Origin of the sequence: Yersinia sp. SCPM-O-B-9106 (C-191) (assembly GCF_026183365.1) — a bacterium.
GTDB classification, from domain to species: Bacteria; Pseudomonadota; Gammaproteobacteria; order Enterobacterales; family Enterobacteriaceae; genus Yersinia; species Yersinia rochesterensis.
The window spans coordinates 3389879-3410875 of the sequence record NZ_CP110791.1 but is presented as its reverse complement, the minus strand read 5'-3'; the positions used below and the strand labels follow the sequence as shown (position 1 = coordinate 3410875).

Here is a 20997-nt window from a genome sequence, read left to right as displayed (position 1 = left end):
GGGTATAGCATCAGGCGGCCGGTTGGGCTTTATTGCGGCGCTCAGCAAACAGGGAGACCAGGAACACGGCACCAATCAAATCGAAGAAGCCCATGGCGATAAATAGTGGGTTAAAGCCGATAGTGTCGGACACCGCACCGATTAATAAAGTAAACAGGAAACTGGCTATCCAGGCCGAAGAACCTCGTAGCCCGTTGACAGTGGCCACCTGATTTTTATCAAAGGATTCAACCACTAATGCGCTGAGCATGCAGGAGATAACCTGATGACCAAAGCCGCCAATCGAGATTAATGCAATCGCCAGATACGGGCTTTCGGTGATGGCGACAAAGGCCAGTGAAATCATCATGAAAGCACCGGTGACCGAGCTGGCCACCACCGAGTTAACGCGGCTGCAGCCAAACCATTTTTGATAGAGTTTAGTTAAGTAGCCACTGGCAACACTCCCGATATCTGCCGCGAGGAAGGGCAGCCAGGCGAACATGGCGATTTGCTTCAAATCCATGCCGCGCTCGGTCGCCAAATACAGCGGAACCCAGAAACTAAAAACGGCCCATGCCGGTTCTGCCAAGAATGCGGGGATAGCAATGCCGTAGAATTTTTTGTTTTTGCTGAGGATAGCTAAGGATTTCAGGAACGGCAGCCGCGGTAATACTGGCTCATTATCCTGATGAATCAGTTCAAACTCTTCTTTACTCAGATTGGGGTGGGTATCTGGTGAATGATAAAAACGCCACCATAACAGCACCCACACCATGGCTAAGGCACCGGAGAAGAGAAATGCACCTTGCCAGCCGAGGGCAACATGGGCCAATACAATAATCGGTGGCGCTAACATTGCGCCGATAGAGAAGCCGACGCCAGCCCAGCCCGCTGCAATCGGGCGCTCTTTTTTCGGGAACCAATCCGAAATAGCTTTGGCGTTTGCCGGTGTGGCGGCGGCTTCAGCACTGCCCATAAAGAAGCGCAGTACGGCCAGTTGGAACCAAGTGCCCGCTCCGGCGTGCATCATACACACCACCGCCCAAACACTGGCGCAGATCAGGAACCCCATCTTCAAACCGATGACATCAATTAACCAGCCACAGAGCGGCTGAAATACGGTGTAAGCCAACTGGAATGATGCCACTATCCACGAATATTGTTCAGTGGTCATATTCAGACTGGTTTTTAACTCAGGGGCGAGGATACCCAGCGAGTTACGGGTAATATAGTTAACAGTGACCCCAAGTAGAAATAGCGCCAGCATCCACCAGCGTAATGATTTTATTTTCCGTCGCCCAACAACTTTTGCGGATTGATTAATCTCAACACTCATCCCTGCCTCCTGGTGCCAGTTGGTAGTAAAGTATTAGTCGGTAGCAAATTAACCGGACCAACTTATTATTTTGGTAAGATCCATTTTTTGGTTATTAAGATTAAGCTGAGTTTTAATGTGATTCCTCTCACACTAAAATAGGCCAATAAAGTTTAAAAATTTGATATTGTTAGTGTTTTTATTTTTAATCAAAAATAACCGGACTGATAAGTTTTTAAAATTGGTTTACCAAAACTTGATTATTTTGGTTAAAACAAGGTAACTAGCTTAAATTGGCTTTAATACGCATTTTTTTGAAAGTATTTTCATAAGCTGAATAATATTTCAGCATTTGTATTGGGAGACGCCCTGAATAAGGGATTTACTGGTCATGAAAATTTTTTCATTTGCTAATTTGAGAGAGATCACAAAATGAATGGAAAGCTAAAAATACAAGAAATAGCTAATCAGACTGGCCTTTCAATTAGCACAGTATCCAGAGTGTTAGCCGGTAAAGCGAATACCAGTACGAAAGCAAAACAGCGGGTTATGGCCTATGCGCAATCGCAGGGAATTTTGCAGAATTTATCTAGCGGGCGGTTAATGCTCAATAACATTATGGTATTTGCGCCACACCGGGCTTTTGATGTGCGCACTGATATCTTTTACTACAAAGTCATTCAGGGAATAACTGAAGCGGTCAGTCAACATGAGGTAATGATTCGCTACTGCGGGTTATCTGAAACTCACTGCGATATTTCCCTATTTCTGGAAAAAATGACCCATCCGCAGACGGAAGCGGCAATTATTATTGGCATCGATGACCCACGGGTTCATACCTTAGCGGCTGGTGTGCATAAGCCGTCGATATTAATAAACTGCCGCGACAAAGAAATGTCACTGGACAGTGTGTCTCCTGATCACCAATTGATCGGCGAATTTTCTGCCAACTATCTGATACAACAGGGGCATCGGCGTATTTTAACCTTGCAGTGTTTGCGGCGTAACACCATGGAGTTGCGGCTGGTGGGAATTAAAGAGGCATTCGCCAGCAATAATATGCATTTTGATGATAACCAGCATCTGGTGACCACTCATGGTTTTGGCGCAGAAGAAGCCGAGCAAGCAATCACCGCCTTTATGGCCAGCTGTGAGGATAAGAGCCAGCTGCCGACGGCTATCTTGGCGGGGGGCGATTATATGGCGGTTGGTGCTGTTAATGCGCTGAATAAATTGAATATAAACGTGCCAGAGAGTGTGTCGGTCATGAGTATGGATGGTTTTAATTTGGCTGAAATCCATGATGTTCCACTCACGGCGGTGCATGTCCCGCGCGATGAGCTGGGGGCGGAAGCTATCCAGCTATTACAACGGCGTATATTGCGGCCAGATGCTCCGTTCAGTAATACCCTGTTGCCTGGCAAATTAGTTGTTCGTTCCTCGGTGAAGCAGGTTAACCAGAAAAGAACCCTGCCAGCGGCCAGTAAATCTACGGATCGGTTATATGATTGGTGACGTACAAACAATATCAGAATAATTTTACGCAAATAGAGGCCGATCACCCACAAGTAAGCAGTTACCGCTATAGTTTACTGTTAGGTTTACCCACTTGATGGGGTTGAAAAAATTTAAAATAGACATAAATAGGTTTTATCTAAGTCTGCTGGGGATATACCTAATTGAACATTGAATGTAAGGATATAACCGCATGGAATTCAAAGACTATTATGCTGTTATGGGCCTCGAGCCCACGGCTTCCTTAAAAGAAATTAAAACAGCCTATCGCAGGCTGGCCCGTAAGTATCACCCGGATGTCAGTTCTGAAGCTGATGCTGAGAGTAAGTTTAAAGAAGTTGCCGAGGCTTACGAAGTATTAAAGGATACCGAGCGGCGAGCTGAGTATGACGAATTAAGATTGCACCGTAATGACCCTAGGTTTGGCCAACATCAGTTTGATCAACGACAGGCCGCGGGTGGTCAACAATGGCACAGTCGTGCCGGTGCCGGCGCTCACGATTACTCTGACTTTTTCGAATCCTTCTTTGGTCACCGCGCTTCTTCAGCTCAACACTCATCTCATGGAGTGCGTGGGCAGGATCTTGAGATGGAATTACCCCTCTTTTTAGAAGAAACGTTAGCTGAACAAACTCGCTCGATCTCTTACAAAATACCGACCATTGATGAATCGGGCTTCCCAGGTGCTGAAACCGCGAAGACATTGAAAGTAAAAATTCCTGCCGGTGTGGGTGATGGTGAGCGCATTCGCCTTAAAGGGCAGGGGGCACCGGGTATTGCAGGCGGGGCCAATGGTGATTTATTCCTAATTATTCGTATTGCACCACATCCGTTGTTTGATATTGATGGGCAGAATTTACAAATAGTCGTACCGCTAGCCCCATGGGAAGCGGCATTGGGGGCCAGTGTTGAGGTGCCGACCCTGACGGGGAAAATTGCCTTAACCATCCCGGCGGGTAGCCAAAGTGGTCAGCGGTTGCGCATTAAAGGCAAAGGTCTGGTCAGCAAAAAAGGAACTGGCGATCTGTACGCAATCCTCAAAGTGGTCATGCCACCGAAACCAGACGAGAAAACGCGGGCGCTTTGGCAACAACTGTCAGAGCAGGCGGCATTTAATCCTCGGACTGGGTGGGAGTAACAGATTATGGCTGAAATAGAAATTACCTACACCCTAACTGAATTATGCCAGTCAACGGGGATAATGCAGGATGAATTGGTCGAGGTCGTCGGGCTGGGTGTGATTGTGCCGTTAGAGCCGACAGACAGAGTTTGGATTTTTGATGCGGATGCATTGAACTGTCTTAAACGCGCCCGGCGCTTGCAAAATGAGTTGGATCTGGACTGGTCAGGTGTCGCCATGACCTTGACTCTGCTGGAGAAAATTGAACAGCTCAAGAAAGAAAACGACCAATTGCGCAGGCAACTTGACCGTTTTGTTCAAACATCTTAATACGGCTAACGCGGGTTGGTGCTCATAGCCCAACCCGATGCCGATTGTTTTATATCCGCGCCACAATATTCAGCCCTGTTTCGCCGGGCTGGGGAGGGCAGAAAATGCCCCTTTTATCCTATTAAATCGGGCCTCTCCCAATAATTATGATTGCAGCCTTCACGATATTTTCTAACTTTAATGTTTTATTTCAAAAATAGGCCTCAATCCCCACCTAATTCTTGTCAGTCATAACCCTCTAAAGACTGCTGACGCCGCCATCGACCCGAAACTCCGTTCCGACCACGAAACTGGATTCATCCGAAGCCAGAAATACTGCTGCGTGCGCAATTTCAGCCGGTGTCCCCATTCTTTTAATCGGCACTAACTGGCGAATTTGCTCCGTCAGTTTTTCTTCTTCACTCCCTGATAACCCTAGCTTTTGCAGGGCCGGAGTTTGTGTCGGCCCTGGGCTTAACCCATTAACCCGAATTCCTCTTGCAGCCCACTCGCCGGATAAGGTGCGCGCAAGAGAAAGCAGCCCCGCCTTGCTAGCGGCATAGACACTGCTTTGGGGCAAACCAATATGGACACTTGCTGAACCGCAAAGAATGACAGAAGCGGGGTTAGCCAGCAGTGGAAGCAATGATTGCAACAGGAAAAAAGGGCCTTTTAGATTGGTTGATATCACTCGTTCAAAGCTAGCTTCATCCCACTCTTCTATTAGATTGTGAGTCACATCACCAGCATTGATATAAACAACATCCAAACGTGGCCAGCTTTCAGCAAGTTTAGCCGCCAGTTTTGATTGGTCAGCGATATTGCGGGCATCACTTTTTAATAGCCAAACATGCTCTCCGAGTTCGGCATGTACCGCTTGCAATGCGGCTTCATTTCGGCCGGTAATCGCGACAGTTGCCCCCTCGGCCAAGAACTGGCGCGCCGTTTCTAACCCGATACCGCTAGTACCACCGGTAATCAATGCATACTTATCTTTCAAACGATTCATGATGAGCCTTCCTATTGGGAGCAATGGAAGACTATTTTTAATACAAAAGTATCTAAAGTATAGTAGGTACCAATTTGATACTAAGGATGAAACAGGAACGTAATGACAGCTTATCAGCCCCTCGCAGCTAAAAATAAATCGCTATCCGATGGAGTTCGCGCGGAAGAAAAGTGCCCAATGGTGCAATTCGTTGAGCTTATTGCCGGGAAGTGGGCAATTCCTATTCTCTATCGTTTGATCGTGACTGCTGGCCCGATTCGATTTGGCGAGCTACAGCGGGCGATTGCCCCTATTACCCAAAAAGAGCTGACCCGACAACTGCGGGCTTTCGAGCAACGTGGGTTGGTCCACCGCACAATTTATGCCGAAGTGCCGCCACGTGTTGAATATGAGATTACCTCTTTAGGACAAACATTAAAGCCAACACTGGACTCTCTGGCGCAATGGATGAGGGATAACCATCGAGAACTTAATAACAACATGTAATTCGGAGGGTTAGAAATCAAGAATAGGCTTATTTTTTGGTAATCTATCTATTATCTATCGTGTAAAACAAGTTGGATGTACTACATTTAATAGGCTGCTCACTAATTGTGCAGCATCGAAAATAACAACAATAGTTTCAAGGAGAGAGTATGAGTAAGATAACAGGTTGTTGTTCAGAAGATAGCCATCCAAATAGCCGAAGGACCGTGCTAAAAGCTGCTTTGGGCATCACCGCTGCGGGTGTTATTGGCGGGATTGGGCTAGGGTTACCTCAGATATCATATGCAGCTTCCCTGACACGAGAAGAACGGGATAAATTAACACCCGACCAGATAGTGGAAGGATTGAAGCAAGGTAATAAAAGATTTGTTTCTGGGAAAATGCAGCAACACGATTATCTCGCACAAAAACGCAGTAGTGCAGAGGGGCAATTTCCTTCGGCCGTTATATTGAGCTGCATTGATTCTCGAGCGCCAGCTGAAATTGTTCTGGACACAGGAATTGGTGAAACATTCAATGCCAGGATTGCCGGTAACATTTCTAATGATGATTTATTAGGTAGCATGGAGTTTGCTTGTGCCGCCGCGGGGGCAAAGGTTATTTTGGTCATGGGGCATACTGCATGCGGTGCTGTCAAAGGTGCTATTGATAACGTAGAACTCGGCAACCTGACTGGCCTCCTCGATAAAATTAAGCCCGCGATTGCAACGACTCAATTTGATGGTGAGAAGAGTGGCAAAAACGAAAAATATGTAGATGCTGTTGCGAAGAATAATGTAAAACACACTATTGATGAGATTCGTAAAAATAGCGAAATAATTAATAAATTAGAGAAAGAAGGGAAAGTGAAAATAGTAGGCAGTATGTATAACTTAAATGGCGGTGAAGTCGAGTTCTTCATGTAATAAGTTGAGTTTCTCAATTCCCCTTGAGCGCATTCAAGGGGAATATCAAATATTTTTCAATTTAATATTTATATATCCTTTAATTTTTTTTGTTGACGTAACACCCTTGGTCATAATTAAAATTTGTGATTATATGTTTAAAGCAAGTCTTGCACGATAAAACAGAAATTTCCATATGGTGATGGGCGTTTTTTAGTTAAACTCCGAGCTATATGAATTATATAAATCAATAAATAGACCTTACAGATAGAAGTAAAAATGACATATAATGTTATTATTATGTTTCAATAATGAATAGCTTTATTTGACATTATTAAACAACATTTATTCCTTGAGTTTTTTAATTATTATTGTATGTTAACTCAGTGGTTGCGTGTATTTTTCTAAATGAATAAAGTAATATATAGATATTTTAAATGGAAGCGTTCCCTTCATAGGGCTGAGTTATTTCATTTTTGGTGATATAGGTTTCAATTGTATTGTTATACAATCTTACTGTTTATTTTTTGCCTATGATTGGAATGTTTTTTGTGTGGGAAAACCATTTAAAACATCAAATATAATTAAAAAATATAATTTAATTGGATTTATTCATTAAGTAAGCACGATACTAATCACTAGTTCTCTTATCACATCTGTAGTGTGATTTATTATTATTAACTGAGTGAATATATTTGTAGGGGTTATATATGTACGTTGATACAGTCTCTGTTGTTTCTGGCAGTAAATTCATTGATATTAATGGTAAAGGGGTGATTGATTATGAAAAAGAGATATCACTGGATTGCTGTATGAATAAAATACATTTCCACTCTAAAAAATTAACCATTGATATTAATGAAAAACAAAAGAGATTGGTGATGTGTCTGTTTAATGATGTTAATAGAAAACAAGATATCATTAAAGTTGTTTGGTATGAGAATCATAAGAGCATTTCAGATAATAATTACCATCAATTAATACATAAATTCAGAGTGCATTTGAAGAATGCCGGCATACCTGATGGGATCGTAAAAACCATAAATAGATACGGACTCAGATTAGACTCTGGGATATTGAGCGCGATGGTATCAAATAATACAACTGATAGGTTTGTTGGTTATTGATAATAGTTGTCTATTTTAATATTAAACTAAAATGCGTATGAGAGGCTAGGGTGTTATCATTTTTTAACCTGATACTTATAACACCCTATAAAGTATTGCTTAATAGAAAAAATATCATATTAGAAATTATTCTCATATCGTACTTTTTTTATCAAGTTAGCGTTGGTTTTAATATGGTAATGGAGAGAAATAAAAGAAAAGTCCCATCATTATATGAGGGGGAATGGAGCAATAACTTTATAAGTAAAACTAAAATGGTAGAGGATATTAAAAACTCTATTGTTTTTAAAAGAAAAGACAATGATAAAGAAATAACTCCAGAGATAGTGAATATTTTAAACTCACCAATTTATACTGGTACTCTAAAATTAGTGGGTGTATTGGAGCATACGGATGAGGCAAGCTCTATTGTAATTTTAGAAATTGATGGGAAACAAAATTTATACTTAGAGGGTGATAAAGTAGAGGCTGTTACTATTGTTAAAATATTAAAAGACCGGATTATAATCAATGAAAATGGAGAGCACTACATACTCGTGATGTTATAGATAAATCACCCTGATTTGTTGAGAAAGGTGTTTTCATGTACTACTACAATAAAATATTTATAGCCTATACTCATGTGGTTGGTTTTTTTTTAAGATTCAGTCCGTTTTATATTAATTTATTTAGATTGGTAATTTTAGCTTCTTATTTACCTGCGGTAGTCTATGGTGCTAACTTTTCCGCATCATTCAGAGATGCTGATATAAAAGAGTTTATTAATACGGTGAGTAAGAACATTAATAAAACTATAATTATAGATCCCAAGGTTCAAGGGGTAGTCAGCGTTCGTAGCTTTGAGCAATTGGATAAAGATAAGTATTATCAATTCTTTTTAAATGTACTTGATGTTTATGGGTACACAGTTGTTGAAATGCCTAATAATATATTAAAGGTCATCCCTGCAAAACGTGCAAAAAACTCCGTTGTTCCGCTGCAAAAGAATGCAGAAGAAACCCAAGGTGATGAGCTTATTAACCGAGTATTTAAACTTAAATACATTTTAGCTAAGAACTTGGCTCCATTACTTCGCCAGTTAAATGATAATACTGAGTCAGGAAGTATCATTCACTATGACCCATCAAACGTAGTGCTTATTACAGGGCGTGCAGCAGTAGTAAATCGTTTATATAGTATTATTAGTACATTAGATCAACCTGGAGATGCAGAAATTGAACTCTATCAATTGAATCATGCTATCGCCGCCGATATTATTAAATTAGTCAATCAAGTTATAAATCCAGTAAATACAACTAAAAAAGATTTATTTAATGCTGGGAAAGTCATTGCAGATGAGAGAACTAACTCAGTCTTAATCAGTGGTGATAGTCATACCAGAAAAAGAGCCATTAAAATGATAAAGAGGCTTGACCATCAACAAGATAGTTATGGCACGACTAAAGTTATTTATATGAAGTATGCACAAGCATCGAAGTTATTGGATGTATTAAATGGTGTCAGCAGTGGCGTTCAAAGTGACAATGCCAAAAAAATAGCGGGGAAGAGCAACGCTAGAAATGTGTCTATAAAGGCATATGATCAAACAAATGCTTTAGTGATTACTGCTCATCCAAAAATAATGAAAGAATTAGATCAGGTTATTGAAAAGCTAGATGTCAGACGTGCTCAGGTATTGGTCGAAGCGATTATAGTTGAAACTCAAAATGGAGAAGGACTGAATCTGGGTATTCAATGGGCTAATAAGTTTCATGGAGGGATCAATTTTATCCAAAATCCAGATAGTATAAGAGCAAATAGCAGTAGTGAAAATCCCCTTCCTATGGTGATATCAGGATTAACAGCTGGTTTTTACAAAGGAAATTGGAATGGTCTGTTCACTGCTCTAGCAACTAATTCAAATAATAATATTCTCGCAACCCCAAGTATTGTCACTCTGGATAATATGGAGGCAGAGTTCAATGTCGGTCAAGAAGTTCCGGTGCTTACCTCTACACAAACAACGGCCACAGATAAAGTATATAACTCGATTTCGAGACAATCTGTTGGTGTTATGTTGAAAGTCAAACCACAGATAAACCAAGGCGATTCAGTTTTGCTAGAAATTCGGCAAGAAGTATCAAGTGTTGCTGACAGATCTGATGCTAATGCCAATAATTTAGGTTCGGTTTTTAATAAGAGAGTAGTTAATAATGCAGTATTGGTTAAAAGTGGTGAAACAGTTGTCGTTGGGGGACTATTAGATAAAAAATTGAATAAAGTCATAAATAAAGTTCCTTTTTTAGGTGATATTCCTTTAATAGGCCGACTATTTCAGCAGAGGAAAGAAAAGATTGAGAAAAGTAATCTGATTCTCTTTATCAGGCCGACAATACTCAGAGAGACAAGTGACTATAGTAAAGCAACAGCAGATAAATATACTGAACATAATAATTTATATTCTATAGATATAAAAGAACCGCTGGAAGTATTATCAGAAAAAATAAAAAATGATGAATTTAATTCTCTTAAAAACGATATAGTAGAGTTTTATGAAATGATAGGGGTAAAAAAATGACCCTCATAAAATCTGAATTATTGCCATTAGCGTTTAGCTGGGCCAAGGATAATGGTGTTATTTTAGTACCGGTTAAACAAGGTTACCAAATTATTTGTCGTGACTCCGCTTCTCTTGAGTCAATACTTGAAGGTAACAGAGTTGGCAATCGCCCTATTGGGCTTCAAATTGTAACTGATGATGAGTTTGACACTCAACTTGCTGCTGTATATCAGAATAGCTCAGTACAATCACATAAAATAATGAACGCTATAAGTGATGAAATTGCTATTTATTCATTTAGTAGTGAACTTCCAATTAGTGAGGATTTACTCGATAGTAATAATGAAGCTCCAGTAATAAAACTAATAAATACAATATTGGTAGAAGCTATAAAAGAATTGGCATCAGATATACACATAGAATCTTTTAGTGAGAAAGTAATTATAAGATTTCGTGTTGATGGTGTGTTAAAAAATATATTAGAGCTACAACGTAGGGTTGCGTTACTATTGGTTTCGAGAATTAAGATTATGGCAAAGTTAGATATTGCAGAGAAACGTATCCCACAAGATGGCCGTATAGCACTCAGTTTAGCAGGGCGATCATTGGATGTTCGCGTTTCGGTATTACCAGTAAATCATGGTGAGCGAGTTGTCATGCGTCTATTAGATAAGAATAGCCTTAAACTAGATCTAGAATGTTTGGGAATGTCGAAAAAAAACAGCCATATCATGAAAAAATTGGTTGTTAAACCCCATGGTATTATATTAATTGTTGGGCCTACCGGCGCAGGTAAAAGCACTACGCTCTATGCTGCGTTAATGGGAATAGACGCATGCGAAAGAAATATCATGACAGTGGAGGACCCTATTGAATTTGACATAGATAGAATTTCTCAGACACAAGTTAATTCAAAGATTGATATGACTTTTTCACGTAGCTTAAGAGCAATTCTGCGCCAAGACCCTGATGTTATTTTGATCGGTGAAATACGAGATGTAGAAACCGCACAAATAGCAGTTCAAGCTTCTTTAACTGGGCATTTAGTTTTATCAACATTGCATGCTAACAGTGCGATTGGTGCTGTCACTAGACTCAAAGATATGGGGATTGAACCATTTATGTTATCTAGTTCTTTGTTGGCTATTTTATCTCAACGCTTAGTTCGACGATTATGTGCTGAATGCCGAGAACAGTGCCCCTACCTACAGGATACTCTGCAAATGTTGAATATTCATGATCAAATTCCTATAGAGGGATATGGATTTCGTGCGGTTGGCTGTAATAATTGTAATAAAACAGGTTATCGTGGCCGAATCGCTTTACACGAATTACTGATTATCGATAACAATTTACGTGAGGGTATTTATAAAGGGGGAAGCGAACTTGAATTAAGTAAAATAGCTAAGGGATATATACGCAGTATAGAGCAAGATGGTATTGAAAAGATAGTTGGAGGCCTCACAACAATAGAGGAAGTGATGAGGGTAAGTTTAGAAGATAAGTATGCCAAAGTTTAATTATTTAGCTATTAATAATAAAGGGGTGAAAATAAAAGGCAATATTGAAGCTGAGAATATATTAGCGGCCAGACATGTTATTTATCAAAAAAAAATGGTTTTATTAAAAATTAAAATTAAACATGAAAGTTTGTTTTTACGCTGGGATAAGTGTTTTAAAAAAATAAATAACATGGATCTTATTTTAATTACCAGGCAGATGTCTATTTTAGTCAATGCTTCAATCCCATTAGATGAAGCACTAGAGATAATTGAAAAGCAAAGTACGAAAAACAATGTTAATAGTGTGATTAATGAGATAAGGAAGAAAATCCTTGAAGGCCATTCGTTCTCCGATTCACTATCACAATTTCCAGTTATTTTTAATTCACTATACAGATCTATGATTGCTGCAGGTGAACTATCAGGTTATTTAGGTTTAGTACTATCTAAGCTTGCCGATCATATAGAACAGGCATATAAAGTGAAAAATAAAATAGCTCAAGCGCTAGTCTATCCTGCTATTTTAATTTTAATATCTATCGGAGTTATAATAACACTGTTATCTGTAGTAGTCCCTAATATAATTGAACAGTTTGTTTCTTATGATAAAGTATTACCATTGTCTACTAGAGTCCTAATAATGACGACTCATTGGCTTGAAGATAATATATTATTAATTACTATACTTTTTATTATTGTTTTTTGGGGAGGGTGTGGATTATCAAAAATAAAAATGATAAACATGTTCTTTGCATCTTTTTATTTGAAAACCCCGTTTTTAGGTAAGGTAATATTTATTTTAAATATATCTAGGTATTTAAGACTGATGACAATTTTGAGTTCTAATGGTGTTAATTTGATCAAGTCGATGGAAATTAGCAGTTCTGTGGTAACTAACTTATATATAAAGCAGGGGTTAGAAAATGCTGCAAAATTAGTTAGCGAAGGTGGGAGTTTGTCATCGTCTCTAGCTAATAGTAATGGATTCTCCCCTATGATTTTACATATGATTATATCTGGTGAGCGTAGCGGGACGTTAGATATTATTTTGGAAAAAATAACAGATATTCAAGAGCAGGAATTAATTGATAATATAAATATATTTGTAATATTACTAGAGCCAGTAATAATGATTTTAATGGCCGGGTTTATATTTTTTATTGTTTTGGCAATTTTTCAACCAATACTGGAAATGAATAGTTTGATTTTATAATTACTGTCTAAGGAGAACTATGAATAATATTAAATATAATGGTTTTACATTATTAGAAATGATGGTGATCGTTATTATTTTAGGCTTGCTTGCTAGTTTGACAGTACCCAGCCTAATGGAAAATAAAAATAGAGCTGACCAGCAAAAAGCATTAAGTGATATTGCGGCGATAGAGAATGCACTAGATATGTATAAGTTGGATAATGGTCATTATCCAACTGAGTCACAAGGGGTTATTTCATTAGTTATCAAACCAACAGACCTACCGATTCCACGTACTTACCCTAATAGTGGATATATTAGACGATTACCAAAAGACCCATGGGGTAACTCATATCAGATGAATAATCCCGGCCGATATGAAGATATTGATATATTCTCATCTGGACCAGATAGAGAAGTAGGGACTGAAGATGATATAGGCAATTGGTTAACATCATTAGTAAAAAATGACACGAACAACGATTTATAAATTATGGAATTTTTAGGGTTTAATAGGTGATGACTTGCGATATTATTCGGGTTTCACATTGCTAGAATCCATGCTCTCAATGGCGATTTTTTCTGTTGTTGGTATCGGAATCATGGCCATTATTAGTGAGCAATTACTATGGGTCAAAACACTTGAAAATAGGGTCTCGGCTTCTTGGGTTGCGGAGAATACTTTAGCTGAAATTAAATTGAAAAGAATAGAGCAAACTGAAAGTTGGATAAAAGGAAGCGATTTTGTTGTTAACAAATTATGGTATTGGCAATCAAGAGAAATAATAAATGAAACTATAGGTATTGTGACGGTTGAAGTCCGTAGCCAAGAAAATAGTAAAGTTCCTATATTTATCCTGGAAGGATATCGTGTTATTAATGAATAAACGTCCCACTCAAGGTTTTACATTATTAGAGGTTTTATTGGCTGTAATCATTTTCACTTTGATAAGTTTAACTGTTTACCAAGCTATGACTGTTGTTAGCAAAGGAAGTAGTGCAGTTAATAAAAAGTCAAAACAAGTTAATAAATTGCAGAGGGTAGTAAATACACTAGATCATCAACTTTCACATACAATGATATATGCTTATTCACACCATAATAAAAAACTTAATAATGGTATTAGGGTTGGTAAATTTTTATTGGGTAGTGATGACTTTGGCATTTACTTTTCGTGTGACATTGGCGTTAATACTAGCTTCACCTATCACATGGAATCACAAATTTTAGGGTATAGGTTAAGGAGTAATATTTTGGAAAAACTATCGTATCACTTAAATGAAGATCAACCGACAGTATCAAAAATTCTAGATGGTGTGACAGAATTTCGCATTAGAGTCTTTCATGAAAATAAATGGATAAATGAGTGGGACGAAATAGCCATTTTACCTGAAGGAATTGAGTTGATTATTGAGCTGGAAAATATAGGCACTATAAGAAAAGTTATTGTTTTATTAAATAATAATATATAACTAAGGATAATAGAGTGAAACAACGTGGTGTTGCTTTATTACTCGTTTTATCTGTCACTCTACTGATGAGTACAATGGTTTTTACTGCCTATTTTTATCTAAATGATACATTTTATTTTGTGGCTAATAGTGAACGTAATAAATCTGAAAAAAATTTACTGCTGGGTTCTGAAGGTTTTTTTCTAAAAAATATAATTGAAAAAATGCCAACTAAATTACATTTTGAAGCTATCTCATCGCTATTATTAACATCGAAATCAGTTATAAAAATAAATAATAGAGATGTGCGTTATAAGCTAATTGATAGAACAAACTGTTTTAATGTAAACACTCTTCGCTACAATAATAGTTATATTAATAAGGATGACTATATCTATCATTGGTTAGTGTTAAAGTATCTTTTTCAACTAAATAATATTACTTCGACAGTGCTCAATGAGTTAATAATGGATTTCAACCATGCTAGTCAAGACAATTCAAAACAGAACAATATAAATAATGAACATAGCTATTCCATATTAGCTATAAGGAATGCTCTCTTAGTGGGTGACTCAATAGGCGATCTACTTAATATTAATGATGAGGATTTTTTGAAGATAATTCCATTTCTTTGCTATAGAAATGACACTAAATTATTAATCAATGTAAACATGCTTGACGTTAATCATATCCAGTTATTACAAGCAATATTTATGAATGAAATTAGTGAAAGCGATATTACCAAAGCGATATCATTTAAATATAATAATGAATTTGAAAATGTTGAGTCTTTCTTTGATTTTCTTGTAAATAATGCAACTGTTAATATAGATAAGATTAATGAAATAAGAAATATTGACGGATTGAGTTTTTTGCATAATGAATATTATTTTTCATCTATCTTTAGGTTAGAAAGCAAAGGGGGGGGGAATCAGTTAATGAGTCTTTTTCATGTAAATGAGAAAGATATTATCGTATTACAACGGAGACTGAGTTTTAGTGAAGAATATCAAGAGAGTAGATTCCCCTCGAACAACACTAGTTATTAGATTAGGAAGTCATGCAAGTGATCCCATTTACTGGTATGCCAAGATAGAAGGGGCGGAAAATGTAAAATATGGAAAACTAGATCATCATACTGAATTGAAAAGTATTTCTCTATGGTTTAATAGTGATGTGAGAATATTAATACCCGCTAGTTTTGTGATTTTTAGGCGAGTTAGAATAAAAAATAAAGAAATATTAAATAATAAAAAATCCCTTGCATTCTCTATTGAACGTTCAATTATTAGTAATATAGATGATTTCCATATAGTGACACTAAAAGTAGATAGTGCTTTTTGTTACATAGCAGCTATTGAGCATGAGTTAATGAATGTTTGGCTAGGCTGGTTAAAGGATGCGGGCATATCTGCAACGGCTATGATACCGGATGTACTAACATTACCATTTAGTGATGAAGAGTGGTTTTCAATAAAGCTGGGTAATGAATGGTTAATAAGAAACGGTGATATGTCTGGTTTTTCAATCAAGGAAGATATATTTGAAGTTTTATACCGGTCAAAGTCATTATCTCTCCCTGAAAATTTACTTAGTCACCCTGATGTTCAAACTCTTAGCTCTCATTCAACACATTATTGCGAAGTGTTACGCATTATGGCTAATAATCTTGAACATAATAATGTTAATTTATTGAGTGGAAGATACTATCGGCATAGAAAAAAAATTGCTCATAATACACCTGTGTTAAGAACTGGTTACTTGTGCTTTTTATTATCTATCGTAATGTGTTTAAATTCTTGGCTTCATAATATTGATATATTACGGGATATTCATATGTTAAATGTAGTTTTGCAGGATTTTTATACTCAATACCCAGTAATAAAAAAATATGAAAACACAGAAAGCATTAATGTTCATAAGGGAATATATAATATTCATATGATAGATCATGACTTTATTGGTTTTTTGCATATGTCGAGTGAAGTCTTTGGCAAGACTGATGTCGCTATAAATAGCCTTGTTTTTGATAAAGAGAAAAATAAAATTAGCTTTAATGTAACTGCACCTAAGGGGCGAGAGATAAATTTGGCATTAAACGAAGTAGATGATGAAAATAAAAGGTTTAGTATATCTAAAGTTATTAATGATAATGGAACTAACGATATAACATTTGAATGTTGTTTATGAATTTTAAAAAAAATATTTTATATTTATTGTTGTTCAAACCGAGTTTTGTTTTTTTTATGGCATTTATTCTATTTTGTTTTGCTATAAAATCAATGTTGGAAAATGAAATTTATTTACAACAATATGATATATTAAATGATAATGTTATTAATCTATCATCTCTTGCTGAAAGGCTAAAGATGAAAAGAAATTCAAATACTGTATTTAGTAGCCATTCTAGTGGAGGTTTTAAGGATGGGTTAATAACATTGCTTAATGAAAACGCTATCGCATTCAAAATTACTGACTTACAAAAAGAATCTATTTTAGTGAACATTGAAAGTGCTGATTCTTATCAATTTCTGAATGTATTTCTTATGTTATCACAAGATGAAAGGATTGAAGTAAGTAACGTGAATATAACTATTGATAAAGATGGCGATTATATTACTGGCGATATTGTTTTGTTAAATAAACTATAGAAAGGTATAGAATACAATTATGACTGATATGCATTTTTTGCCCTGGCTTTCACTTTATATTTTTCTTGGATTATGTGTGGGAAGTTTTTTAAATGTTATTATTTATCGTCTTCCTATTATGCTTCTGAGTTGTGTTCCTGAAGATACTATAGACAAAAAAAATTCTGATATCTTTAAATGTGGATTTAATCTGTGTCTCCCTCGATCCTTTTGTTCACATTGTTATAGCCCTTTGCCGCTTAGATATAATATCCCCATATTAGGTTGGTTATTTTTGCAAGGAGTGACTAAATGTTGTAACCGAAGAATAAATCCTCGATACATTATCGTCGAACTGTTGACTGCATTCCTAACACCTATTATTGGTTTTATTTTTCAAGATACTTATTTAGTCTTTTGTAGTTTGTTATTAGTTTGGGCTCTTATTGTTCTGACCTTTATTGATCTTAGTTACTATATTCTTCCTGACTGTATTACAATGCCATTACTCTGGTGTGGGCTTATTTTAAATATAAATGATACCTTTTCACCATTGTCATTTTCTGTTTTTGGTGCAGTAATAGGATATTTATTTTTATGGTCGCCTTATTGGATATTTAAGCTATTAAAAGATATTGATAGTATGGGACATGGTGATTTTAAGTTAATGGCAGCCTTGGGGGCTTGGTTTGGTATAACTGCTATACCCTTTCTAGTTTTAATTTCTTCTAGCCTGGGGATCATTGCCTATATACTTATTGATGTTTTTTCAAATGAGAAAAGAAAGTTTATTGCATTTGGACCTTATATTTCGTTATCTGGCATTGGGTATATTTTTTGGGGTGAGTATATTACGAGCTTACTATTTTAATAAATCGTTTAAGAATGCTTTCAAGTTCATGGCATTTTTTTTTGTCATCTGTTTTATGTGATTTTATTTCTTCATATCTGATCTTAGTTAGAGTTGCTATTTTAGTCTTAAACTCACGATTGTTTACCGCTTTATCTTTTTTTAGTGCCTTAATTGCTATATTGACTATTTCATTTTCATTGGGTAGGTTTTTTCTATCACATATTTCTTTTAGGAAGTGGATACCCGATGTCAGGGCCGTTACTTTTCCTATTACATCCCTATCAAATGAGTTTTTTTTATTATGTGATTCACATCCAAAAATAGTTGGTATGATTAATAAAATGACTTTGTATTTTTTTGTTTTCATATATGCCTTCTATAGAGTAAGTTTATTTTTATTACTACTTTATAAATTGTATCTTAAAGTCTATGTCTAAATAATTTACATTTTTTATTAATAATGGTTTTTTTTTGATAGATTGATAAAATCAAGTAACCGATTTTTTTTATGACTATTTGATTTTTATTGAAATTATTGTATTTGATTTTTTTATTTTCTTCAGTTAAGGCCTAATGTTGTCATTTCTGTTACTTTCTTAAGTTATATTTAAAAGTGTGAGAAATGAAATGGATGAAATAATTCTTGGTGATATTGTTTTTACTCCGAGAAAGAGAATTATTAATAATAGAGGGTGTATTACAAAAATAAGAAACAAAGAGTCTGAAGTTTTGTCTTTGTTGTGTTCTCACTATCCGGAGGCTATTTCTCGTGAGGATATCGAGAAGAAAATATGGCTAGGAAGTTATGTTACTGACAATACATTAACTCAAACTATTAGTAACTTACGGAATGCTTTGGATGATAAAAAACATGAGTTGGTTACCACAATTCCTAAAAAAGGATATAGTATTGGTATTAAACCTGATTTTACTGCCAATAATCTTGCGCCAAACTTATTAATTACTGAGGTTGATTCTGTCGATCACCTTAAAGATAAAAGTATCTATTCACCCTCGGAGTCTATTGGTTTTACTTGCAAAATTATTATTTTTATTACTTTTTGTTTTTTTTTATTGGTTTCATTCAATATGACATCTAACTATTATCAAGTGAAACTTATTGATGTGAAAAAACTGCCTATATTAGTGAATTTAGATGAAGTTCGCGATAAAGATTTTTTGTTTTCCTATAATAAAGAACCCTATGTATTTTTAAAAAAACAAAAAAATGGTGATTACACTATCTGCAAATGTCAGAGTATGGGGCTAGTATGCGAAAAAAAATAACGAAAATATTATATCTTGGAATTTTATTTAGTATTGGATTAGGATATGTATTTGGACGTTTTTACTCCTGCTTTCATCCCATGAAAGATATAGAAGGCTACTGGACAGTCAATCATGATTTTAATAATCTAACAGAGAATTATCATGTTTGTTCAAGGGTTAGTATTATTGGACGAGAGGTTAAATCATCTGCGGATGTGTATGGTAGTGATGGTTATGTAAAAGCAAGAAGAAATATTGCTTTTAATGTGGTAGATGTTAAGGCTAATATTTTTATCGGTAAAATATTATCTCTAACAATTATAGAGGGTGAGAATCGTTATCTGGATGACCTTCTGAATACGCCCTATGCGGTAAGTCACCCTATCTTCTATCGACTGAACGAAGATATGATGTTGATAGAACAGTCCGAAGGGCATCCTGTTAATAATTTACGTTTACTGACTCGTAATGATATATAAATATATCTTTCTATTTATTGAGATATATCTGTCCTACTTGATGGGTAATATTGTTATGCCAATCATCGTTAACTGTAATAAAAATATTCTCTCGCATTATATCGCCAGCCAAGGTGGAGCATGATGTCGAGCGTGGTGAGTTCGATGGCTGATATTTCTGCGGGTTCGCAGGCGATAGCTGAGGTTATCACCTTGATTGAATCAGTTGCTTTCCAAACCAATATTCTGGCTTTAAATGCTGCTCATGCAGGTGAACACGGGCGGCGATCCTCCATTATTGCATGGGAAGTGGGGATGTTAGCGCACTGGTCATTCAGCACTGAATATTAAGCGCCTTATTGGGAACTCTTCAACTTACATTCCAGCAGGGGCCGGTTTGGTGGGTCGCTCTGGTGACAACTTACGCGCTTTTATTGACGTGGTTATAAAAGTGATGGATTTGATGATAGAAATATCTGCTGTATCACATGCACAAAGTAAAGGTATTGAGGATATAACTGCGCGGGTAGGGGCGATTAATGAAGTTACAAAACTAAATGCTGAATTAGTCGGCCAATCTACTCGCGCCTCTGAGGTTTTACAGCAACAAACTTTTCAACTCAATTAATCTGTGGCTCGCTTTTGTTTGCCAGCCACAGTACAACCTCCTCACCATATTAATAAGGCGGTCGCAGTTAGTTTTTAATGTGCCGTAATACTTTTTAACAACTCACCCCAGCCAGACGGATTTCCATAATATTCATTTGCGGGCAGGGGCGTTATTTTCCCTTGTTCGTCTTCCAGTGCAAAAGTAGGGAAGCCGTGTCCATGTACTTTAGCCAGTAATGCGCGGCTTTCAGCAATATGCTGGCTGGATGTTGTTAAAGCGCTATTGTAGGCGTTTATAAATGAATCCTTATCTAGCCCAAGTTCCACAGCAAGTTCCGTTAACACAGGAGTATCTGCAATGCGGCGGCCTTCAACATAATGAGCGTGTTGGATGCGGTGCAGTAGTTCTGCACCCCGGCCTGCAAATGCCTCCGATGCCAGAATAGCGGCGATCGGCGGTGTGGAATCCATAATAACTGAAGTATCTTTCAGTAAATTATTAAAGTAATCATCACCAAAAATTTGCCCGGTTAGCTGTGAAATGCGTTGGTCATGGGGCATAACATAGCTACGCCATTGGCTATCTATTTGGCGACGATTAGCTCCTGACATCATTCCACCACCGTGCAATACCAGAGTGAGATTAGGAATATTTTGTGCAGCTTGTACCAGCGGCGCGGCACCATAACACCAGCCACATAATGGATCAAAAATGTAATGTAACTTTGTACCGGCCATTGTGT

Annotated in this window: 23 protein-coding genes and 1 pseudogene; 20 read left to right on the top strand and 4 right to left on the bottom strand. The window is 36.9% G+C overall.

Annotation, left to right across the window (positions count from 1 at the left end):
- Positions 1–10 precede the first annotated feature (10 nt).
- A complete protein-coding gene (locus OP863_RS15550) occupies positions 11–1318 on the bottom strand; it encodes an MFS transporter (protein WP_038631120.1) in 1308 nt (435 codons plus the stop codon).
- Between the two features lie 411 nt (positions 1319–1729).
- Here OP863_RS15550 and OP863_RS15545 point away from each other — a divergent pair, with 411 nt between their 5' ends.
- The 3 genes from OP863_RS15545 (at position 1730) to cbpM (ending at position 4262) form a co-directional block, all read left to right on the top strand.
- Entirely contained in the window at positions 1730–2812 is a 1083-nt protein-coding gene (locus OP863_RS15545; RefSeq protein WP_145589598.1) for a LacI family DNA-binding transcriptional regulator, read from the top strand.
- 193 nt (positions 2813–3005) lie between these two features.
- Positions 3006–3950, top strand: a complete 945-nt coding sequence (cbpA, locus tag OP863_RS15540; RefSeq protein ID WP_265525505.1) for a curved DNA-binding protein — start codon at positions 3006–3008, stop codon at positions 3948–3950.
- A gap of 6 nt (positions 3951–3956) precedes the next feature.
- Positions 3957–4262, top strand: a complete 306-nt coding sequence (cbpM, locus tag OP863_RS15535; protein WP_038631126.1) for a chaperone modulator CbpM — start codon at positions 3957–3959, stop codon at positions 4260–4262.
- Between the two features lie 238 nt (positions 4263–4500).
- Here cbpM and OP863_RS15530 read toward each other — a convergent pair whose 3' ends face one another.
- Positions 4501–5250 carry an SDR family oxidoreductase gene (locus tag OP863_RS15530; RefSeq protein WP_265525504.1) on the bottom strand — a complete coding sequence of 250 codons (750 nt, stop codon included), beginning with the start codon at positions 5248–5250 and terminating at the stop codon, positions 4501–4503.
- A 102-nt stretch (positions 5251–5352) separates the two neighbouring features.
- Between OP863_RS15530 and OP863_RS15525 the strand changes: the two genes are divergently transcribed.
- From OP863_RS15525 to OP863_RS15460, 14 genes are all read left to right on the top strand, one after another.
- Positions 5353–5736 carry a winged helix-turn-helix transcriptional regulator gene (locus OP863_RS15525; RefSeq protein ID WP_145591330.1) on the top strand — a complete coding sequence of 128 codons (384 nt, stop codon included), beginning with the start codon at positions 5353–5355 and terminating at the stop codon, positions 5734–5736.
- A gap of 149 nt (positions 5737–5885) precedes the next feature.
- Positions 5886–6641: a carbonic anhydrase gene (locus tag OP863_RS15520; RefSeq protein WP_038631132.1), complete on the top strand. Its 756-nt coding sequence runs from the start codon at positions 5886–5888 to the stop codon at positions 6639–6641.
- A 689-nt stretch (positions 6642–7330) separates the two neighbouring features.
- Positions 7331–7747 (top strand): winged helix-turn-helix domain-containing protein, encoded by a 417-nt coding sequence (locus OP863_RS15515; protein WP_038631135.1) that lies wholly within the window; start codon positions 7331–7333, stop codon positions 7745–7747.
- Between the two features lie 173 nt (positions 7748–7920).
- The gene (locus OP863_RS15510) at positions 7921–8295 is read left to right on the top strand and encodes a type II secretion system protein N (RefSeq protein ID WP_265525503.1); all 375 of its coding nucleotides are present in this window, start codon (positions 7921–7923) and stop codon (positions 8293–8295) included.
- A 35-nt stretch (positions 8296–8330) separates the two neighbouring features.
- On the top strand, positions 8331–10304 hold the full coding sequence (gspD, locus tag OP863_RS15505) for a type II secretion system secretin GspD (protein ID WP_265525502.1): 1974 nt from the start codon (positions 8331–8333) through the stop codon (positions 10302–10304).
- Entirely contained in the window at positions 10301–11806 is a 1506-nt protein-coding gene (gene gspE / locus OP863_RS15500) for a type II secretion system ATPase GspE (protein WP_050292094.1), read from the top strand. Before gspD ends, gspE begins: the two co-directional genes overlap by 4 nt.
- A complete protein-coding gene (locus OP863_RS15495; RefSeq protein ID WP_265525501.1) occupies positions 11793–13001 on the top strand; it encodes a type II secretion system F family protein in 1209 nt (402 codons plus the stop codon). The genes gspE and OP863_RS15495 overlap by 14 nt, the downstream gene beginning before the upstream one ends.
- A gap of 19 nt (positions 13002–13020) precedes the next feature.
- Positions 13021–13473 carry a type II secretion system major pseudopilin GspG gene (gene gspG / locus OP863_RS15490; protein WP_038631143.1) on the top strand — a complete coding sequence of 151 codons (453 nt, stop codon included), beginning with the start codon at positions 13021–13023 and terminating at the stop codon, positions 13471–13473.
- A gap of 79 nt (positions 13474–13552) precedes the next feature.
- Positions 13553–13870 (top strand): type II secretion system protein GspI, encoded by a 318-nt coding sequence (locus OP863_RS15485; protein ID WP_265525500.1) that lies wholly within the window; start codon positions 13553–13555, stop codon positions 13868–13870.
- The gene (gene gspJ, locus OP863_RS15480; RefSeq protein ID WP_265525499.1) at positions 13863–14456 is read left to right on the top strand and encodes a type II secretion system minor pseudopilin GspJ; all 594 of its coding nucleotides are present in this window, start codon (positions 13863–13865) and stop codon (positions 14454–14456) included. The genes OP863_RS15485 and gspJ overlap by 8 nt, the downstream gene beginning before the upstream one ends.
- A 14-nt stretch (positions 14457–14470) precedes the next feature.
- A complete protein-coding gene (locus OP863_RS15475; protein ID WP_265525498.1) occupies positions 14471–15484 on the top strand; it encodes a type II secretion system protein GspK in 1014 nt (337 codons plus the stop codon).
- The gene (gspL, locus tag OP863_RS15470; RefSeq protein WP_265525497.1) at positions 15435–16625 is read left to right on the top strand and encodes a type II secretion system protein GspL; all 1191 of its coding nucleotides are present in this window, start codon (positions 15435–15437) and stop codon (positions 16623–16625) included. Before OP863_RS15475 ends, gspL begins: the two co-directional genes overlap by 50 nt.
- A complete protein-coding gene (locus OP863_RS15465) occupies positions 16622–17086 on the top strand; it encodes a hypothetical protein (protein ID WP_265525496.1) in 465 nt (154 codons plus the stop codon). Before gspL ends, OP863_RS15465 begins: the two co-directional genes overlap by 4 nt.
- 19 nt (positions 17087–17105) lie before the next feature.
- Positions 17106–17936, top strand: a complete 831-nt coding sequence (locus OP863_RS15460) for a prepilin peptidase (protein ID WP_265525495.1) — start codon at positions 17106–17108, stop codon at positions 17934–17936.
- Here OP863_RS15460 and gspS read toward each other — a convergent pair.
- Positions 17917–18285, bottom strand: a complete 369-nt coding sequence (gene gspS, locus OP863_RS15455) for a type II secretion system pilot lipoprotein GspS (protein ID WP_265525494.1) — start codon at positions 18283–18285, stop codon at positions 17917–17919. The genes OP863_RS15460 and gspS overlap by 20 nt on opposite strands.
- Positions 18286–18545: 260 nt before the next feature.
- On the opposite strand from gspS, the gene OP863_RS15450 reads away from it, so the two are divergent.
- The 3 genes and pseudogenes from OP863_RS15450 to OP863_RS19965 all read left to right on the top strand — a co-directional run.
- Entirely contained in the window at positions 18546–19205 is a 660-nt protein-coding gene (locus OP863_RS15450) for a winged helix-turn-helix domain-containing protein (protein ID WP_042562466.1), read from the top strand.
- Complete coding sequence (locus tag OP863_RS15445) at positions 19190–19666, top strand: hypothetical protein (RefSeq protein ID WP_265525493.1); 477 nt, start codon at positions 19190–19192, stop codon at positions 19664–19666. Before OP863_RS15450 ends, OP863_RS15445 begins: the two co-directional genes overlap by 16 nt.
- 103 nt (positions 19667–19769) lie before the next feature.
- Positions 19770–20351, top strand: a pseudogene (locus OP863_RS19965) (methyl-accepting chemotaxis protein); the annotation flags it as partial.
- Here OP863_RS19965 and OP863_RS15430 read toward each other — a convergent pair.
- Positions 20348–20992: a DsbA family protein gene (locus tag OP863_RS15430; protein WP_145589230.1), complete on the bottom strand. Its 645-nt coding sequence runs from the start codon at positions 20990–20992 to the stop codon at positions 20348–20350. The pseudogene OP863_RS19965 and the gene OP863_RS15430 overlap by 4 nt on opposite strands.
- Positions 20993–20997 lie beyond the last annotated feature (5 nt).

What these genes read in the sequence shown, in the direction of transcription:
- OP863_RS15520 (WP_038631132.1), top strand. Translation starts at nt 5,886, where the DNA reads ATGAGTAAGATAACAGGTTGTTGTTCAGAAGATAGCCATCCAAATAGC.
- gspD (WP_265525502.1), top strand. Translation starts at nt 8,331, where the DNA reads ATGTACTACTACAATAAAATATTTATAGCCTATACTCATGTGGTTGGT.
- OP863_RS15485 (WP_265525500.1), top strand. Translation starts at nt 13,553, where the DNA reads ATGGCGATTTTTTCTGTTGTTGGTATCGGAATCATGGCCATTATTAGT.
- gspS (WP_265525494.1), bottom strand. Translation starts at nt 18,285, where the DNA reads ATGAAAACAAAAAAATACAAAGTCATTTTATTAATCATACCAACTATT.
- OP863_RS15460 (WP_265525495.1), top strand. Translation starts at nt 17,106, where the DNA reads ATGACTGATATGCATTTTTTGCCCTGGCTTTCACTTTATATTTTTCTT.
- gspG (WP_038631143.1), top strand. Translation starts at nt 13,021, where the DNA reads ATGAATAATATTAAATATAATGGTTTTACATTATTAGAAATGATGGTG.
- cbpM (WP_038631126.1), top strand. Translation starts at nt 3,957, where the DNA reads ATGGCTGAAATAGAAATTACCTACACCCTAACTGAATTATGCCAGTCA.
- OP863_RS15450 (WP_042562466.1), top strand. Translation starts at nt 18,546, where the DNA reads ATGGATGAAATAATTCTTGGTGATATTGTTTTTACTCCGAGAAAGAGA.
- gspE (WP_050292094.1), top strand. Translation starts at nt 10,301, where the DNA reads ATGACCCTCATAAAATCTGAATTATTGCCATTAGCGTTTAGCTGGGCC.
- OP863_RS15510 (WP_265525503.1), top strand. Translation starts at nt 7,921, where the DNA reads ATGGTAATGGAGAGAAATAAAAGAAAAGTCCCATCATTATATGAGGGG.
- OP863_RS15530 (WP_265525504.1), bottom strand. Translation starts at nt 5,250, where the DNA reads ATGAATCGTTTGAAAGATAAGTATGCATTGATTACCGGTGGTACTAGC.
- OP863_RS15445 (WP_265525493.1), top strand. Translation starts at nt 19,190, where the DNA reads ATGCGAAAAAAAATAACGAAAATATTATATCTTGGAATTTTATTTAGT.
- OP863_RS15525 (WP_145591330.1), top strand. Translation starts at nt 5,353, where the DNA reads ATGACAGCTTATCAGCCCCTCGCAGCTAAAAATAAATCGCTATCCGAT.
- gspJ (WP_265525499.1), top strand. Translation starts at nt 13,863, where the DNA reads ATGAATAAACGTCCCACTCAAGGTTTTACATTATTAGAGGTTTTATTG.
- cbpA (WP_265525505.1), top strand. Translation starts at nt 3,006, where the DNA reads ATGGAATTCAAAGACTATTATGCTGTTATGGGCCTCGAGCCCACGGCT.
- OP863_RS15465 (WP_265525496.1), top strand. Translation starts at nt 16,622, where the DNA reads ATGAATTTTAAAAAAAATATTTTATATTTATTGTTGTTCAAACCGAGT.
- OP863_RS15545 (WP_145589598.1), top strand. Translation starts at nt 1,730, where the DNA reads ATGAATGGAAAGCTAAAAATACAAGAAATAGCTAATCAGACTGGCCTT.
- OP863_RS15495 (WP_265525501.1), top strand. Translation starts at nt 11,793, where the DNA reads ATGCCAAAGTTTAATTATTTAGCTATTAATAATAAAGGGGTGAAAATA.
- OP863_RS15515 (WP_038631135.1), top strand. Translation starts at nt 7,331, where the DNA reads ATGTACGTTGATACAGTCTCTGTTGTTTCTGGCAGTAAATTCATTGAT.
- OP863_RS15550 (WP_038631120.1), bottom strand. Translation starts at nt 1,318, where the DNA reads ATGAGTGTTGAGATTAATCAATCCGCAAAAGTTGTTGGGCGACGGAAA.
- OP863_RS15430 (WP_145589230.1), bottom strand. Translation starts at nt 20,992, where the DNA reads ATGGCCGGTACAAAGTTACATTACATTTTTGATCCATTATGTGGCTGG.